Consider the following 16,690-nt stretch of genomic DNA (forward strand, 5'->3'; position numbering starts at 1 on the left):
AAGGCGCTACCAAAACGATTACTTACTAGATATATAACTGGGTTTCTGCTGGCTTGGTTTCACTAATCACATCACCATTATGGACTGATAACATAACGGCAGCACGTGTATTCAACGCATCATAAAAATTATCACTATCCATAATGACGAAATTAGCTGGTTTTCCAACTTCAATTCCATAATGATCCATAACATGCATAGATTTAGCGCCATTAGTCGTCACAAATCGGTAAGCATTCATAATTTGACTATAACCCATAATCTGAGTCGCATGTAATCCCATGTGCAAGGCGTCTAACATGTTGCCATCTCCCATTGGATACCATGGATCTTTGATGTCATCTTCACCAAATGCAACGTTCAACCCATTCTCATCCAATTCTTTGACGCGTGTTAACCCACGACGCTTTGGATATGTGTCAAAACGTCCACCTAAGAACATATTTACAAGTGGATTAGCAATAAAGTTCATTTCTGACATCTTCAATAAACGCATTAATTTGTACAAATAAGCATCATCATATGAACCCATCGCTGTTGTATGTGATGCTGTAACCTTATCTTTCATCCCTGTTTCTAAAGCTAATGTCGCAACGGTTTCCAAGCTACGAGAACTAGGATCATCGATTTCATCCGTATGTGCATCAAATAATAAATTATATTTCTGAGCCAATTCAAAAGCGAAATGGAGTGATTCAACTGCATATTCTCTATTAAATTCAAAATGGGGAATTGCACCAATTGCATCCACTCCTAATTCAGCAGCTTTTGTCATTAATTCCTTCCCATTTGGAAATGATAAAATACCTTCTTGTGGGAAAGCAACTAATTGTAATTCCATCCAAGGTTTAACTTCTTCGCGGACCTCAATTAAAGCTTTCAAAGCCACTAAATCAGGATCAGTCACATCAACATGTGAACGAACAAACTGAACACCATGGGCTGCCTGCATTTTTAATGCTGTAACAGCACGTTCTTTAACATCTTCATGGGTTAACGTCTTTTTACGTTCAGACCAAATCCGAATGCCATCAAATAAAGTCCCAGATTCGTTCCATTCCGGATCACCTGCTGTGAGCGTTGAATCCAAATGAACATGTGGATCAACAAATGGCGGTAACATCAATTTATCGGTTGCATCAATGACTTTTTCATCAGCATTTTGTTGTAAATTTACCCCAATCTCAGTAAACATGCCATTTTCTACTCGAATATCTTGTAATTCTTCTTTATTTTCAATATGTACTTGTTTAATTAACATCGATTATCACTCCTCATTAAATTATCTATCATTCAAATTGTACATGACTTACACCCAATTTAATATTTTTAGTTAACTAAAAAAAGATTAATTCCAAGAATACTTAGAATTAATCTTTGAACTTTTATAATTAGTTTTTTTCTGCACCTAACTTAGTTGATTCATCTTCAATAAATTTAAAACCTGATTGTTTTTTTTCAGCTTGTGGATGTTTAGCACGTTCGTCCATTGCTTTTTGAGCCATTGCTTTGCGTTGTTCTTTACTCAACTTTGCCATTGCTATCGCCTCTTTTGATTTGGACAGTTATATTAAGTTCTAACTTCAACTTTCATTATAGTCCTATTTTATCAAAGTGGCACAAATTAAATCATTTATTTAAAATTACTGTTTTTTTGGGACGGTTGGTGTTGCTCTAAAAGCATTCACATTTTTATCCAAAATAACTTGTTCATTGCTTCCAGAATCTAAAATTGTATTTTGCGTTGACTTCTTTTCAACCAAAACAGTTGTTACTGTGACTTTTTTTAATTCTTCGGTTGCTAGTAACGCATCTACTTGTGCAGAAAATGCTGAATCGCCACTACCTGATTGAATTTCTGTAGCCACAACATTATTATTTGCAATATAATTACCATGTCCGGCAGCAAGTCGGATAATGACCGGTGTTGCACCAACTGGTTTAAGCGTGTTTTGATCAACCGTTTCTGAAAAATGATTTCCAATGACGGAATTATCATTACCGCTAATTGATAACAGCCCATATAAATCGTCTAATCCATTATCTCGATGTTGCATAGGCGCCCACGGTTCTTGATCATGCAGCATATGGTTTGAAGAAACCAATATCTCTGAGCAATTATCATCTAAAATAACCATTCCGGGATAAAATGCATGAATGCGATTATTTGTAACAGACGATTTCGTCACGCCAGATAATGAAATGCTACTTGCACCTCTTGGGAAAATATTATTAGTCGTAATTAGCAGTCCTCCGAAGTTTTCCGCAAAAATGGTATAGCCATTAAATCCAGCGCCCATTAAATTTTCAGTTACTTTCGAAGCTTGTCCCCATCCACGTAGTTCAATACAATTACCACATTCAGCAATAAAATTATCGTGGATTGTTAATGCATCTGCGTTATAAATGGTTACACCATGTTCTAAGTAAACAAAACCCATTTCTGTAATACGGAATGAATCTTGTGCACTTGCAACATAAATTCCAGTCTTACCATTCACATACGTATTTTCTGGATTTTTTTCGCCTGTGCCATCATCAATAAAGTGTAACCCATCAATATTAAAGTTCGAAAATTCGACTGAACTAATACGCGGATTTCCTTCTCTTGCAACATAGAAAGCTGCACCTTCAGATTCTTCATCCGTTGTTTTAGGATCGAGGTCAACAAGAACACGACTACCACCAGGCCATAATTCATGTAAATTTGACCATTCGTTTTGTGGTACGTTAAACCGAATGCTTGATGACGTAAATCCATGCCCAGATCCTTGAATTTTAAGAAAACTAATATCTATTAAGACTTGTGTACGCAAGTGATAATCAGCTGGTGGTAGATAAATAACTGCCCCTGGTTTTCCACCATCATTGCTATTACTATCAGTTTGATGACTTTTAATATCAGTAATAATACTATTAATAACTTCCCCAATATCTTCGTACGGGTTACCAATAGGCCATTTTGTTACATCATAATAATTTTTGTTTGTCATTATTTTACCCTCCAATTTTGTTAAATAACCCTATCATTCAGATAACATTTTTTCAGCTAAAGCGAAGTTTCCAACATTGGCTGATCCATTATTAGCAACTTGTGGTGCTGTAATATATTGATCTAATGGAGGAACGTCAACATAATCATTTAAAATTTCTTTGAATTCATGTCGCACTTTTTCCAATAAAACATCATTTGTAACGCCGCCCCCAAAAATAATTTTATTAGGACGTAAACTTAACGTTGTTTGAACGGCAGCCTGAGCAATATAGTAGGCCATAATATCCCAAGTTTTGTCTGTTAATGGGACATCTTTACCTTTTTTACCAGTCCGTGCTTCAAATGTTGGTCCAGCAACTAAGCCCTCTAAACAATCACCATGAAATGGACAGACACCTTTAAAATCAAGATCATCAGGATGTCTCTTAACTAAGACATGGCCCATTTCAGGATGGCCAATACCGCCAACTAAGTGGCCATCAATTACTGCTCCAGCGCCCACACCAGTTCCAATTGTGTAATAAACAAGTGAATTAATTTTCTCATTAAACAATGTCGACATTGTATATTCACCGTAAGCTGAACCATTTACATCCGTTGTCCAAAATGTTGGAATATCCAGTTTGCCCTTAAGAAATCCCAAGAAATCCGTATCACCCCAACCCGGTTTTGGTGTTTTCGTGATAAATCCATATTTAGGTGACGTTTTTCTGATTTCAATTGGTCCAAATGAGGCAACACTAAGTGCAGCTATTTCAAATTGCTTAAAATAGTCTACGACTGCCGTTAATGTTTCAACAGGTGTAGTCGTGGGAATTTGAATTTGATCCTTTACTTGATAATCTTCGTTACCTACCGCGCATACAAATTTAGTGCCACCTGCTTCAATACTTCCTAATAACATTACATTGTTCCTCCAAGTTCATATATTTTAATATCATAATTAGTTGAATCGCTACTTGTTTCAACTATAAGTTCCTTTTCATCATAAACCCTTTCAGAGAAACATGCTTCTCCATTATTCACAAATAATTCTGCTGAACTGTTGTCCATTAATAAATGAACATCCAATTCATTGGCAACGCTCACATTAGTTTCTCGAAGTAAATCGTCATTATACTTTTGTAATGTTACCTTACCTGTTGCAGCTTGATAGCTAACTTTTATTAATAATTTATTATCGCTATTTTTAATTTTAACGCTGACATTTTCTTGCCCATTAAAGTTCGCTAAATACTCAAAACTCTTTGTAGGGGCTTCAAAAATAGTGGTTGTATCCTTAGGTTTAGTGACATCTAATAATACTTTTTCGCGCAATTTTTTAATTTCTTCAACTGGTGTCATCAATAATTTACCATTTTTCATATTTAATTCTCTTGGAAATGTTAGTGCGCCTGCCCAACCATCTTCCTGTTCTGGCATGGGGCTCTCCCACATGTCCATCCATGCAAATATGATCCTTCTACCGTCAGGCGTAACCATTGATTGTGTTGCATAGAAATCATGTCCATAATCTAATTCAGTGAACTCACCATGATGTAATGAATGTGTCTCTTCATCAAATTTTCCAGTCAGATATCCTGTTTGGAAGAAATTTCTATATTTTAATTTATCAGCTTTAATTCCTTGTGGTGACATTACTAAAACGTCTTGTCCGTCAATTTCGAAAAGGTCAGGACATTCCCAAACGAATCCTTCAGAATCAACTGATTTAGCAGTTGCAATAGGTCCTAAGTAGTCCCAATGTTCTAAATCATCTGAGTTATACATAAGAACTCGACCCAAGCCATCCTTATTTTTGCTTCCGATTACAATATTATATTTTCCATTTTCAAACCAAATTTTTGGATCTCTAAAATCAGCATCATTATCTACAGGAGGCATTGAAATCACTGGATTACCAGCAAATTTTTCAAAAGTTATGCCATCATCACTAACGGCTAGGTTTTGATTCTGCCAATAACTATCCGGATCATTTTTGTCTTTCAAATTATGTCCTGTATAAATTAAATAGAGACGCTCATCCTTCACAATTGCGCTACCTGAAAAACAGCCATCCTGATCTTCTTGATCACCAGGAACCAAAGCAATTGGTAAGCTTTCCCAATTAACTAAATCTTTACTTCTTGAATGACCCCAATGCATTGGTCCCCACTGTGTTGAATTTGGATGATGTTGATAAAAGATGTGATAGTACCCTTTAAAAAAGCAAAACCCATTTGGATCATTCATCCAACCTGCTGGTGCCGTAATATGATACTTTAATCGATATCTTTCATCAGTTACCTCTGGATAATTAATCGTTTCATTTTTCAAAATTGTCTTCTCCTCGTTCTATATGTTAACCGGTTGTCATTATCTTAAAATAAAAACGCACCTACTATGCCGTTTCTCCTTTATATAATTGTACCGGTAGTACTACTTGCATAGGTGTCTCTTTACCTTCTATTTTCTTCATTAAAATATCAATAGCTGCATCAGCCATCTGTTCAATTGGTTGAATAATTGTTGTTAGTTCTGGTTTAAATAATCGAACAACATCTGTCCCATCATAGCCAATAACAAGTAAATCTTCAGGTACTCGTTTGCCATATTCTCTAGCTATTTTTATGATCAAACTAGCGTCTGTATCATTCGAAGCAAAAATACCATCCACTCGTTTAAGATCCTCAAAAATTCTTTTAATAACTTTTGTTTTTTCTGTTTCTGTCCAATTAAAATCAATTGTATACGTTACGGCTGGCAACCCATGTTCACTCATAATTTTCTCGTATGCCCTACGTCTATCTCGAGCAGGCGTTTCTAAATCATAAGGTCCATTTGTATGTACAATTGAGGTTGCCCCATGTTCTAATAGCAATTCTGTTGCCATTTTACCGCCACTATAATTATCAGAAGAAACGACCGGAATATCACCATTCATAATTCTATCAATTGCGACAATTGGTAAATTTGTATTATGATATTCTTCAATTCCTTCATTATGTGCTCCAACAATTAGCCCATCAACTTGATTTGCCATTAGTTTACGTAAATAAGTCACTTCTTTTTCTGAATCATTTTTTGAGTTACCGATAAGAACCTTATAACCTCTATTAAAAAGTTTCGTTTCTAAATGGTAAGCTAATTGTCCAAAAAAAGGATTCGCAATGGTTGGGAAAATAAGCCCTATTAGTTTTGTTTCTTTATTAAATAATTGTCTTGCAACATCATTAGGCTGATAATGTAACTCTTTCACAGCATCACGAACCTTTTTAACTGTCTTTTCGCTAAGATAACCTCTATTGTTCAACACCCTAGATACAGTCGTTTTAGAAACGCCTGCCAATTCAGCGACATCATCAAGTTTTGGATTTTGCATTTTATTTGCTCCTAAGTCGTCTAATTTTAGTTAAATTGTTACCGCTTAACTTTTAGTACTCTTAGTTTACCATAAAATAAGCAAAACCATTATCCCCACCATTAACTTTTTAAGCTGCTTCTTTTTTAGCTAATTCTAATCTAACTTTATCTTCATTTCGTTCAAATTTACCATAGAAAAACATTGGAACTGCAGCAAGTATGAACAGCATGGCTGGAATCCAGATAAAACTTAAGTTAATGCCTAATAAAGATTGACTCGTTTGAGTGTGATTGGGTATATATCCAAAGAATTGCATTACTTGTGATGGAATAAATCCGCCAATCCCACTACCTGCTTTAACACAGAATGCACTTCCAATAGCTGTTAAAAAGCCACTGGCTCTGATTCCTGTTTTCCATTGACCAAAATCAACCGCATCAGCCAACATTAGGAATGGCATTGCAGCTGCAACACCCGTTCCAATTGATCCTAGGCAATATAAGATAACAACCCAAACTTGATTACTACCAACTGCTTGAAGCAACATGTTACAGATTGCTCCCATCAATAGTGCTCCAATTAGAACCGTTCTTTTATTTGTACGTTTAACAAGTAATGGAATTGATATCATCCCTATAACAGCAACAACAGATAAAGAACCAGCAACTGCGACTAATGATTTTGCATGGATATTATATTGAAAATAATAAATCATGCCTGAACTTCTAACAGTTGTTCCAATCCAATAGAATAAGTTGGAAATAACCAATAAAATCCAAGGCCAATTACTTTTTGTTGCTTTAACACTCTGTTTTAATGATATTGATTTCGTAATCGTTGTATTAATTTCTCGTAAATTTAAAAAGGCAATTAAAAAGGCAATAATGGAGATAATCCCTAAAATAATCATTGCATATGAGAATCCTTTACGATCATTTCCTTGCCCTAATATTTGAACTAATGGTAAAACAACACCATTAGCAACCAATAGACCAACATTTCCTCCAACCATTCGATATGAATTCAAAACCGTTCTTTGGTCTGAATCATTTGTTAAGTTAGGTAAAATCGACGTCATAGGGGTACTAATTCCGGTATATATAATTCCTGCAATGACGTAAACAACTGATGCATAGATAACTTTGGACGATCCCGATAAATTCGGTGTAGTAAATGTTAACCATGTAAAGAATGCAAATGGTACACATAACCACAAGAAATACGGCCGACTTTGTCCCCATTTTGTATGTGTATGATCAATTAAAAAGCCCCATATTGGTGCATCAAACATATCAACGCATCGTGTGACGAGCAAGATAGTTCCAGCTACACCAATCCCAATTCCAAAAACATCTGTATAAAAATATAACAAGTACGTACTAATACTTACAAATAGAATATTTCCGCCAAAATCTGTAAGTGAATAACTTAGTTTTCGAAAAAGAGGAATTTCTTCAACTTGATTTGTATCTACGTTTACTTTGTTTTCCATTCTATTTACCCCATTCTATTTGTTTAATAAATGTCCCATTTCACTAAAAAATAGCAATTGCCTGTACCTATAAACTCAACTTTTAGAAAGCGCTTTCTGAAAGAATAACCAAAGTATAACCTGTTTATATTTTTATGTCAACCGGTTGTCATTTGTTTTTTTATTAATCAAAAAGCATCTCATTTATTAATAAATGAGATGCTTTTTCTTTCTATAATAACTTTTAAAGACTTTCTCCATTTGTTTCAATTACATTTTTATACCAAGTAAATGAGTCTTTTTTATAACGTTTCATCGATCCATTGCCCTCATTATCACGATCAACATAAATCATACCATAACGCTTTTTCATCTCACCAGTTGTAAATGATACTAAATCAATAACACCCCATGGTGTATATCCTAAGACTTCAACACCATCATAATCAACTGCTTTTTCGATTGCTTCAATATGTTCTTTTAGATAACTTACACGTTCAGGATCATGAATTTCATGATTATCTTCAAGCTTGTCAATCGCGCCAAAACCATTTTCAACAATAAATAACGGTAACTGATAGCGATCATATAATCGATTTAACGTATATCGTAAACCATCGGGATCAATTGCCCAGCCCCAGTCACTAGATTTAATATACGGATTAGGAACCCCATTAGGTAGTCCACCATTCACAACATCACCTAAATGATCTGCTTCAGCATCTGCTTTAACAACTGTTGACATATAGTAACTGAATCCTAGATAATCAACTGTCCCTTTTTTCAATATCTCCATATCGCCTTCTTGAATCCCAACATCATAATTGTGACGTTCAAACTCTTTTAGTGCATAACGTGGGTATTCTCCACGAACATGAACATCTGGGAAAAAGAAGCGTTGATGCATTGCCTCTTCAGCAGCCATGATATCTTCCGGATCACATGAATAAGGATAAATTGGTACGTGTGATACCATGCATCCTATTTCAAAATCAGAATTAATTTTTTTACCAGCAATAACCGCCTTAGCGCTAGCCAAGAGTTCGTTATGTGCAACTCGATACATAATTTCTTTGGGATTTTCACCATCGTTCACAATAACTCCAGAATTAGTCCACAAAAAGATGGGGTTATTTGTATCCATTTGATTATTAATTTCATTAAATGTCATCCAATATTTTACTTTAGATTGATAACGTTTAAAGCAAACCGTAGCAAAATTTTCAAAAAAATCAATTAATTTACGATTTCTAAAACCACCATATTCTTTAGCTAAATGGAGTGGCATTTCAAAATGCGATAGGGTAATCACTGGTTGAATACCTTTTTTTAATAATTCATCAAAAACATCATCATAAAATTGTAATCCCGCTTCATTTGGTTCGCTTTCATCTCCCATTGGGAAAATACGTGACCACGCGATTGATGTTCGTAAGCACTTCAATCCCATTTCAGAGAAAAATTGAATATCTTCTTTGTAATGATGATAAAAATCAATTGCATCATGATTCGGATAAAATTTATCTGTTTCAATAGTTTCCGTAATTTCCCGCGGAACACCATTTGCTCCTGCAGTCATCACATCAATAACACTTGGCCCTTTTCCATCAACATTCCAGCCGCCTTCAAACTGATGAGCAGCCAAAGCGCCACCCCACAAAAAATCCTTCGGTAATTTAGACATTTTATTTTTCTCCTTTTGGAATTAATTCCATTATTGGTTCTCCATGGTGAATTTCATTTTGCGTATACGCAATAACATCTTCGTAATCATCTGAATTAGTCACAATTACAGGTGTTACTACTGAAAATCCTGATTCTTTTATCTTCTCTTGATCAAATTCAACAAGTAAATCACCCATTTTTACATAATCATGATTTTTAACTTGTGTTGCAAAATATTTTCCTTTTAATTCAACGATATCCATTCCAATATGAATTAAAACTTCTACACCATCTACAGATTTTAATCCAATCGCATGTTGTGTCTCTGTAGTCATGACAACCTGACCATCAAATGGTGCATATATTTTATTATCCGTTGGATTTACAGCAACACCTTTGCCCATTGCACCAGATGAAAATACTTCATCCTCTACTTCTGTTAACGCAATTACTTTCCCTGTTACAGGGCTATTAACAACGCCTGGTGCATTTATTACTGGCGTACTCATAACTGGTGCGACCTTAGCTGGTGCATCATCTAACTGTGCTTCCATTGTTGCGACTTCACTAACTGTTTCACCCGTACCAAAAATTTGAACAAGTAGAACTGAACCCACAATTGCTACAATACATCCAACAACCATACCAATAAATGAGTGTGGGTATTTAGGACTAATTGCATTTACAATGGTTAATAAACTTGGTAGTCCAGCATAAGCAAAATAATATGAATTAAAGAAACTTGTAATTAATGCACCAAACGCTCCTGAAATACAACCAAAGATAAATGGTTTTTTAAATCTTAATGTCACACCATAAATTGCTGGTTCTGTAATCCCAAATAATCCTGTAATAAATGCTGAAAGAGATATATTTTTTAATTCTCTGTTCTTAGACTTAATAAATACACCTAAAACAGCACCAACTTGTGCGACCACTGCAATTGTTTGAAAAGCCTGAAATGAGTCCATTCCATTCATTTTGAAATTGGCCATAACCATTGGCGTAACACCCCAATGGATACCAAAAATAACAAGTACTTGCCAGAAACCACCAATAATAACACCTGCTAAAGGTGGTGCAACTTTAACTAAATAATTATATCCTTTTGCGATTCCTTCAGCTCCAAGAGATGAAAGTGGTCCAATAATTAAGATTGTTAAAGGAACCATAATTAATAGACATAATAATGGAACAGCAAGTTCTTTAATAATGTCAGGTATCTTTTTACTCAAGAATCTTTCAAGATAAGAAAGAATCCAAACTAAAAATAATGGTGGCAATACTGATGATGTATAAACTGTTTGAGATAATGGAATACCCATAAAGTTAATACTTGTACCGCTAGCAATAGTTCCAGCCATCTCTGCCCATGTGGGACTAACTAATGCAGCACAACATGCAACAGCGATTAAACTGTTTGTTTTAAAATGTTTAGCTGCCGTTATGGCAATAAATATTGGTAAGAACGTAAATGGTGCCCAAGAAATAAAGCTTAAAACTTGATATGTACCACTTTTAGGAAAATTTGGCATAGCTAAAGTAATTAGAATTAAACTCCCTTGAATAATACCTGCCGCGGCCAATATGTAAACGAATGGGGCAAAAACCGCAGACATTGTTGCAATAACTCGATTCATTATACTTGTTTTTGGTGCTTCTACTTCCTCTACTTCTGAACTATCAATCATTGCTGAGAATGCATCATAAACATCCGCAACATGTGGTCCAATAACTACTTGGAATTGTCCACCACTTTCAACAACAGTGATAACGCCTGCCATTGCTGATATTTTTTCTTTAGCATCTGAAGGAACCTCATGTAGCACTAGTCGTAACCGTGTCGCACAATGCGTTGCTCCTGCTAAATTTTTTTCTCCACCAATTGCTTCTAAAATATCTGTAGCTAATTTTGTATAATCTCTAACCTTACTTGCCATATTTTTCTCCTCCTCAGATAAAAACGAATAAATAGAAAAAAATTGTAAACCCTTACAAATCTTTGTATATGTATATTTTAATTGTACGTGCACAATAAGTCAACACTTTTTTTGTAACCCTTTTCATCTAGATGTACAAGGCGGGAACAATGTTATACAATAAAGGATACATTATTTTAATGGAGGCATGAAATGTTAAAGTATCAAGAAATTGCTGATCAAATTGAGCTTGCAATTAAAAATAAAAATTTGAATCAAGGGACGCAACTCCCTAGTCTAAATGAACTTATTGCCAAATATGCCGTCAGTAAGACGACACTCGTTAAAGCTCTCACAACTTTAGAAGATAAGGGTATTATTTATCAAGTACAAGGTAGCGGAATTTTTGTTCGTCGTCAAAAAAGAGACGGTTACATCGCTCTAATGACGAACATGGGCTTTACAAAAGATTTAGAAAACAGTAAATTATCTACAAAAGTGATTGATTTAAAAGTTGAACTACCCAATGCTGATGTAGCCAGGGAATTAAATTGTGCTCCGGGTGAGGAAGTTTATTTAATAAAAAGAATTCGTTACATCGATAATCAAGTTCTCTGTATTGAGAGATCCTACTATCGAAAAAAACTTGTTCCTTATCTTAATCGCGAAATAATCAGTGAGTCTATTTTTAATTACTTGAAAGAAGTTTTAAAATTAAAAATAGGTTTCTCCGATAAATATTTACGTACAGACACCCTTAAAAAGACAGAATCAACCCTTTTAGAACTACCAGAAAATTCGCCTGGACTCTATATTGATGAACTTTTTTATACAGTAAGCGGTGAACCTTTTGATCTTTCTCAAACTATTTATAACTATAAACATGCTAACTTTTTTATTCAAAGTGGACAAAAATAAAACCATAATTAATAAATTAAAAACCTCAGGGCAATCACTTAAAAAGGTGATTACCCTGAGGTTTTTAATTTATTTCAAGATTCATTTAAAGAATTCTATTTAACTTCCATCTCTTTAATTTTATCGTTAATTTCTTTTTCAACTTTACGATGTTTGGGTGATAATCCTTCGGCAAAAAACAAGACACTACCGATTGCTAAGACATAAGTTAGGCCCATTGTAGAACTGTTCCAGAAAGATGCTCCATAATAAAGAATGCTGCGAGCACCATCATACAAGAAACGCATTGGTAACCATGGAAGAACCCAATCTTGGTAGAATTGAGGTACTAATGGTTGTGCCATTGCCAATAAAGGAATTGAGAAAAATAGTAAGAGGACAAATATAATTACCCCTGGGAAACCAATCCATGTCAATACCCCTGAGAATAACATTATAAAAGCAAAACTTGTAAATGATAAGAACGATGCAATTGTTATAAAATGTGTAAAATCAAATCCTAAAATCCATGTCGCATACGTAGCTGTTGCAAATCCAGTTAAAATTGCAAGTGCTACAGCTGAGATAATGAATGATGATTTAAATGAAAACTTGTGTTTCATTGATTTAAATTCTCTTGAATCTCCAGCGTAGAATAATAATAAACTAATAACCATGCTTGCAATCCAGACGGGTTGGAAGAACGAACTATTCGCTGATGTTAATCCAGCGGTTGAATGTCTAACGGTTGTTTTTACAGTGATTGGGTTATTTAACTTCAATGCAGTCACAGCGGGGACACTCATATTGGCTTTTGCCATATTTGTTAAAATTCCGGCTGAAATACCACCACCAATTTTTGTAACTATTGTTGATAGTGTCGAACCTAAAGTCGTTGACAATGTAGCATTTTTTGCTTCATTTGTTACAACAGTTACATTTGTAACATCTTTTGTTGTTGGATCAGCTAATTTTCCAATTGATGCCGAGAAATCTTTTGGAATTACAATAGCCGCATAATAATGTTGTTTATCCATTGCACTCTTAAGTGCCTTATCACTCTTAACGATATGCCAATCTAACGCCTTATTTTTGCTTCTAGTTAGATTTTCAACGATTTTGTTACCTTGCTTACCACTATCTTCATTAACAATGGCAACAGGTACATCTTTGAGCTCTGATTTTACAGATGGGATTTGCATCACCACCATAATAAATGTAAGTAATACCGAAACTAAAATGGCGAAACCTAAAAATTTATTTTTAAACATAATCATATTCCTCTTTTCTTTTTGAGTGAGCACTCAATCAATTACAAATACGATTATAACCTATCCACAAGTTTAGTCAACCCTAACTTTTAAATATAAACTATCAAAATAATAAGTTTGTCTTTTGTCATCGCTATCAATTGTGTCATAATAGGGCTATAAATAGGATGGTGAATATTATTAAAAATTCTGAATTAAAATTATATGCCAACTCGGATTTATTTAGAGATATAACAGATAAACAAAAACAAATTTTAATCGCCGCAATTGAATTATTCTCAGAAAAAGGCTATGCAAATACAAGTACAAAAGAAATTGCAAAAAAAGCTGGCGTGGCTGAAGGTAATATTTTTAGTAAATATAACAATAAACAAGGCTTACTTAACGCCATTATTGCCCCTGTCATTAAATCCATCTTACCTTCTGCAATGCACGACTTATTAGACGAGTCCATTGATCATTCAAATTTAACTTTGGATTCATTAATTCGTCCTTTGTTAAAAAATAGAATTATTTTTTTGCAAGAAAATGCTAAAGTTCTTAAAATTTTCATTTCTGAACTACTTTATGATAAATCGGTTGTTAAACAGTTATTAGAAAATATTCCCGCCCCATACTGGACGGCACTCAATTCAACTATTGATACACTAAAAGAAAAAAAACTAATTGTCAGTTGGGATAATCTCGAAATTCTTAAGGTTATTTGGTCAACTATAGGTGGTATTGTACTTGGTTATCTTCTTTTTGATCAATCGTTAACAAAAGAAAGTATTGAACATTCAGCAGATGCTCTGATAAACGCACTTAGTGTTTGATAAAAATAAATAATTAAAAATACCCATCGAGTAAACAAGTTACTGTAAAACCTTGTTTACTCGATGGGTATTTTTAATTCAAAGCAGATTATTCATACTAACTAATCTTTTTAATTACGCAGGAATACTATTAATAAATGTTTCTACTTCTTGTTTCGTTTTACGATTTTTATTAACTAAACGTCCTGTTTCTTTACCATTTTCATATGCAATAAAACTTGGAATACCGAAGACACTTAACTCAACAGCTAAGTCCATATTTTCATCTCGATCGACAGCTAAGAATGTGTATTCAGTATATTCTGATTCAATATTAGGCATTTCAGGTTTAATAAAAGCACAATCTGGGCACCATGTTGCAGAAAAAAATAGGATATACTTTCCATCTTTAATTTTATCCATTAATTCACTTACCGTTGTTTCTTTTTCTATACTTTTCATTTTTGCTACCTCCACTAATATGCTTACTTTTTATAAGTATATATCAGATTAGCCATTTTCAATTAAAATATGCTTGCTTATTTATTTTTATCTCTGATTAGTTTAGCTTCTTTATTACCTATATATAGGCTGTATGCAGAATACAATAATACTACAATAACAATCCATTGAATCACACTTGTATTAATATTCTTAACTAAAAGTACCGCAACTAAAACACCTATAATACCAAAAACAGAAAATAAGGTTATTTTTCTAGAATATTGATTGAGTTTTATAAATTGCATACTTCCTATTGGTAAAGAAAATGCACATCCCCCCATCATAATTGGAAATGCAGCAATCGGATCCATTCCCATCGCATAGACAGTTGCCATTGTTAATGAAAATGAGCCTATTCCAATATTATTTAATGCGCCATAAATAAATAATAAAAATCCTGTTACAACTAATTTCCAGCCAAATAGTTCGGTAGCGGTCCCACTAGCAGTGATTAGGCCTAATTTACCAGCGATGATTAACGCGGTTGCAACAAGTAATCCAACGATAACAAATGATCTAATACTATTTTCAGGTAATCTAACAACAAATCTCGGACCAATATAAGCACCCAGCACTTGGCAAATAATACAGACTAGTAACGTCTTAGTACCAACATTGATACTTGTAATATACGCCAGCGACATGACAAATATTGGAATAACATCTTGCGCATTTAACGTACCTGGTAATTTTTTCATAGAAACCCAATTAGCTTTCTGGTATATTGCTGTTGATATGGCAAAATCTGAAATTCCAAAAGTAGAAAAGAAAAAAATAACAATCTGCGATATTGGTGTCCATACTGAACTGGCCGGTTCTTTCATGAAGTCTGATTTATGTCTCATTAAATCACGCATAAAATAACAGATAAATATAAAATTAATAACAATAATTGCCGCAATCAACGTCTTTTGCATGATTAAATCTCCTAGTTAAATGAATCATAATAGTACAGTTTAACTCAATTTATTCCTAGATAAAATAGTCTATATTAATTTTTCTATTTTATACTATATAATTAGTCCTTTAAAGTCTAAAATTAGAAATATAAGGTATGCTACTGTTAATTGTTTATATAATTTATAAAAGGAGATGCACTATGCTAACAGACTTTTTTGCTTATAATTCATTTAGTCATTTGAAACTAAAGGTAGATTCATTGATTCCATATGGTTTTACAAAAACAGCAGAAGAAATCTATAATTATCAAGTTTCAATTCTTAATAATCAATTTATACTAACCGTCTCAATTTCCCCCTCTGAAAAAATTAATACTACTATTATTGATGCTCTAACTAAAGAAGAATATACACTTTATAAAAATCAGTCTGCAACAGGATCATTTGTCAGTTCAATCAGAAAATCAGTGATTGAACAACTGGATTTAATTGTTGCTAGTTGTTTTGAAACTACTCCAGTATTCCAAACTGCTGATTCACAATCTATCATTAATTATGTACAAGAACATTATCAGACCAATCTAGAATTCCTCTGGAAACAGTTTCCAAATGACGCTGTTTTACGTCGATCAGATTCTAAAAAATGGTATGCCGCTTTAATGAAAATTCCAGCAACTAAAATAGGCTTGGATTCCGAGAAATTAGTTGAAATACTTAATATTCGAATGGATCCTGACCTGCTCATCAATAAAATAGACAAAAATCAAATTTTTCCAGGGTACCATATGAATAAAAAACACTGGGTTTCAATTTTATTAAATGGCCAAAATAATTTAGACACTGTTTATTCTTATATTGATACTAGCTATGGACTAGCTAAATAAAAGGCGAACTAAAAAAATCCATTCTAATAGTCAACAAAATTTGAACTT

Annotated in this window: 15 protein-coding genes; 3 read left to right on the top strand and 12 right to left on the bottom strand. The window is 33.8% G+C overall.

Going from position 1 to position 16,690, the window contains the following annotated elements; all coding sequences use genetic code 11:
- Positions 1-25 precede the first annotated feature (25 nt).
- The 9 genes from codA to AC1RPV_RS01065 all read right to left on the bottom strand — a co-directional run bounded on the left by codA (position 26) and on the right by AC1RPV_RS01065 (position 11,414).
- Complete coding sequence (codA, locus tag AC1RPV_RS01025; RefSeq protein WP_481761012.1) at positions 26-1,261, bottom strand: cytosine deaminase; 1,236 nt, start codon at positions 1,259-1,261, stop codon at positions 26-28.
- A 130-nt stretch (positions 1,262-1,391) separates the two neighbouring features.
- Positions 1,392-1,538, bottom strand: coding sequence for a hypothetical protein (locus AC1RPV_RS01030; RefSeq protein ID WP_409021777.1), 147 nt, complete (start codon positions 1,536-1,538; stop codon positions 1,392-1,394).
- 105 nt (positions 1,539-1,643) lie between these two features.
- Positions 1,644-2,993, bottom strand: coding sequence for a NosD domain-containing protein (locus AC1RPV_RS01035; protein WP_481761013.1), 1,350 nt, complete (start codon positions 2,991-2,993; stop codon positions 1,644-1,646).
- 33 nt (positions 2,994-3,026) lie between these two features.
- Positions 3,027-3,899 carry a fructokinase ScrK gene (gene scrK, locus AC1RPV_RS01040; protein ID WP_481761014.1) on the bottom strand — a complete coding sequence of 291 codons (873 nt, stop codon included), beginning with the start codon at positions 3,897-3,899 and terminating at the stop codon, positions 3,027-3,029.
- Entirely contained in the window at positions 3,899-5,311 is a 1,413-nt protein-coding gene (locus AC1RPV_RS01045) for a glycoside hydrolase family 32 protein (RefSeq protein ID WP_481761015.1), read from the bottom strand. The genes scrK and AC1RPV_RS01045 overlap by 1 nt, the downstream gene beginning before the upstream one ends.
- 64 nt (positions 5,312-5,375) lie before the next feature.
- Positions 5,376-6,356, bottom strand: coding sequence for a LacI family DNA-binding transcriptional regulator (locus tag AC1RPV_RS01050; RefSeq protein WP_481761016.1), 981 nt, complete (start codon positions 6,354-6,356; stop codon positions 5,376-5,378).
- A 109-nt stretch (positions 6,357-6,465) separates the two neighbouring features.
- Positions 6,466-7,830: an MFS transporter gene (locus tag AC1RPV_RS01055; protein ID WP_481761017.1), complete on the bottom strand. Its 1,365-nt coding sequence runs from the start codon at positions 7,828-7,830 to the stop codon at positions 6,466-6,468.
- Positions 7,831-8,053: 223 nt separating this feature from the next.
- On the bottom strand, positions 8,054-9,493 hold the full coding sequence (locus AC1RPV_RS01060; protein ID WP_481761018.1) for a 6-phospho-beta-glucosidase: 1,440 nt from the start codon (positions 9,491-9,493) through the stop codon (positions 8,054-8,056).
- Position 9,494: 1 nt separating this feature from the next.
- Positions 9,495-11,414 (bottom strand): beta-glucoside-specific PTS transporter subunit IIABC, encoded by a 1,920-nt coding sequence (locus AC1RPV_RS01065; protein WP_481761019.1) that lies wholly within the window; start codon positions 11,412-11,414, stop codon positions 9,495-9,497.
- 192 nt (positions 11,415-11,606) lie between these two features.
- On the opposite strand from AC1RPV_RS01065, the gene AC1RPV_RS01070 reads away from it, so the two are divergent.
- Positions 11,607-12,311, top strand: coding sequence for a GntR family transcriptional regulator (locus tag AC1RPV_RS01070; RefSeq protein ID WP_481761020.1), 705 nt, complete (start codon positions 11,607-11,609; stop codon positions 12,309-12,311).
- 95 nt (positions 12,312-12,406) lie between these two features.
- Here the strand turns inward: AC1RPV_RS01070 and AC1RPV_RS01075 are convergent, their stop codons facing one another.
- Positions 12,407-13,561: a YhgE/Pip domain-containing protein gene (locus AC1RPV_RS01075; RefSeq protein WP_481761021.1), complete on the bottom strand. Its 1,155-nt coding sequence runs from the start codon at positions 13,559-13,561 to the stop codon at positions 12,407-12,409.
- 167 nt (positions 13,562-13,728) lie between these two features.
- On the opposite strand from AC1RPV_RS01075, the gene AC1RPV_RS01080 reads away from it, so the two are divergent.
- Positions 13,729-14,376, top strand: a complete 648-nt coding sequence (locus AC1RPV_RS01080; protein WP_481761022.1) for a TetR/AcrR family transcriptional regulator — start codon at positions 13,729-13,731, stop codon at positions 14,374-14,376.
- 114 nt (positions 14,377-14,490) lie between these two features.
- On the opposite strand, the gene AC1RPV_RS01085 is transcribed toward AC1RPV_RS01080, so the two are convergent.
- Together AC1RPV_RS01085 and AC1RPV_RS01090 are read right to left on the bottom strand one after the other, a co-directional pair.
- Complete coding sequence (locus AC1RPV_RS01085; protein WP_481761023.1) at positions 14,491-14,817, bottom strand: thioredoxin family protein; 327 nt, start codon at positions 14,815-14,817, stop codon at positions 14,491-14,493.
- 77 nt (positions 14,818-14,894) lie between these two features.
- On the bottom strand, positions 14,895-15,776 hold the full coding sequence (locus AC1RPV_RS01090; protein WP_481761024.1) for a sulfite exporter TauE/SafE family protein: 882 nt from the start codon (positions 15,774-15,776) through the stop codon (positions 14,895-14,897).
- 182 nt (positions 15,777-15,958) lie between these two features.
- Here AC1RPV_RS01090 and AC1RPV_RS01095 point away from each other — a divergent pair, with 182 nt between their 5' ends.
- On the top strand, positions 15,959-16,642 hold the full coding sequence (locus tag AC1RPV_RS01095) for an MmcQ/YjbR family DNA-binding protein (protein WP_481761025.1): 684 nt from the start codon (positions 15,959-15,961) through the stop codon (positions 16,640-16,642).
- Positions 16,643-16,690: the final 48 nt, after the last annotated feature.

The sequence above is a fragment of the Dellaglioa sp. CoH-55-MRSF-9 genome, assembly GCF_056782155.1.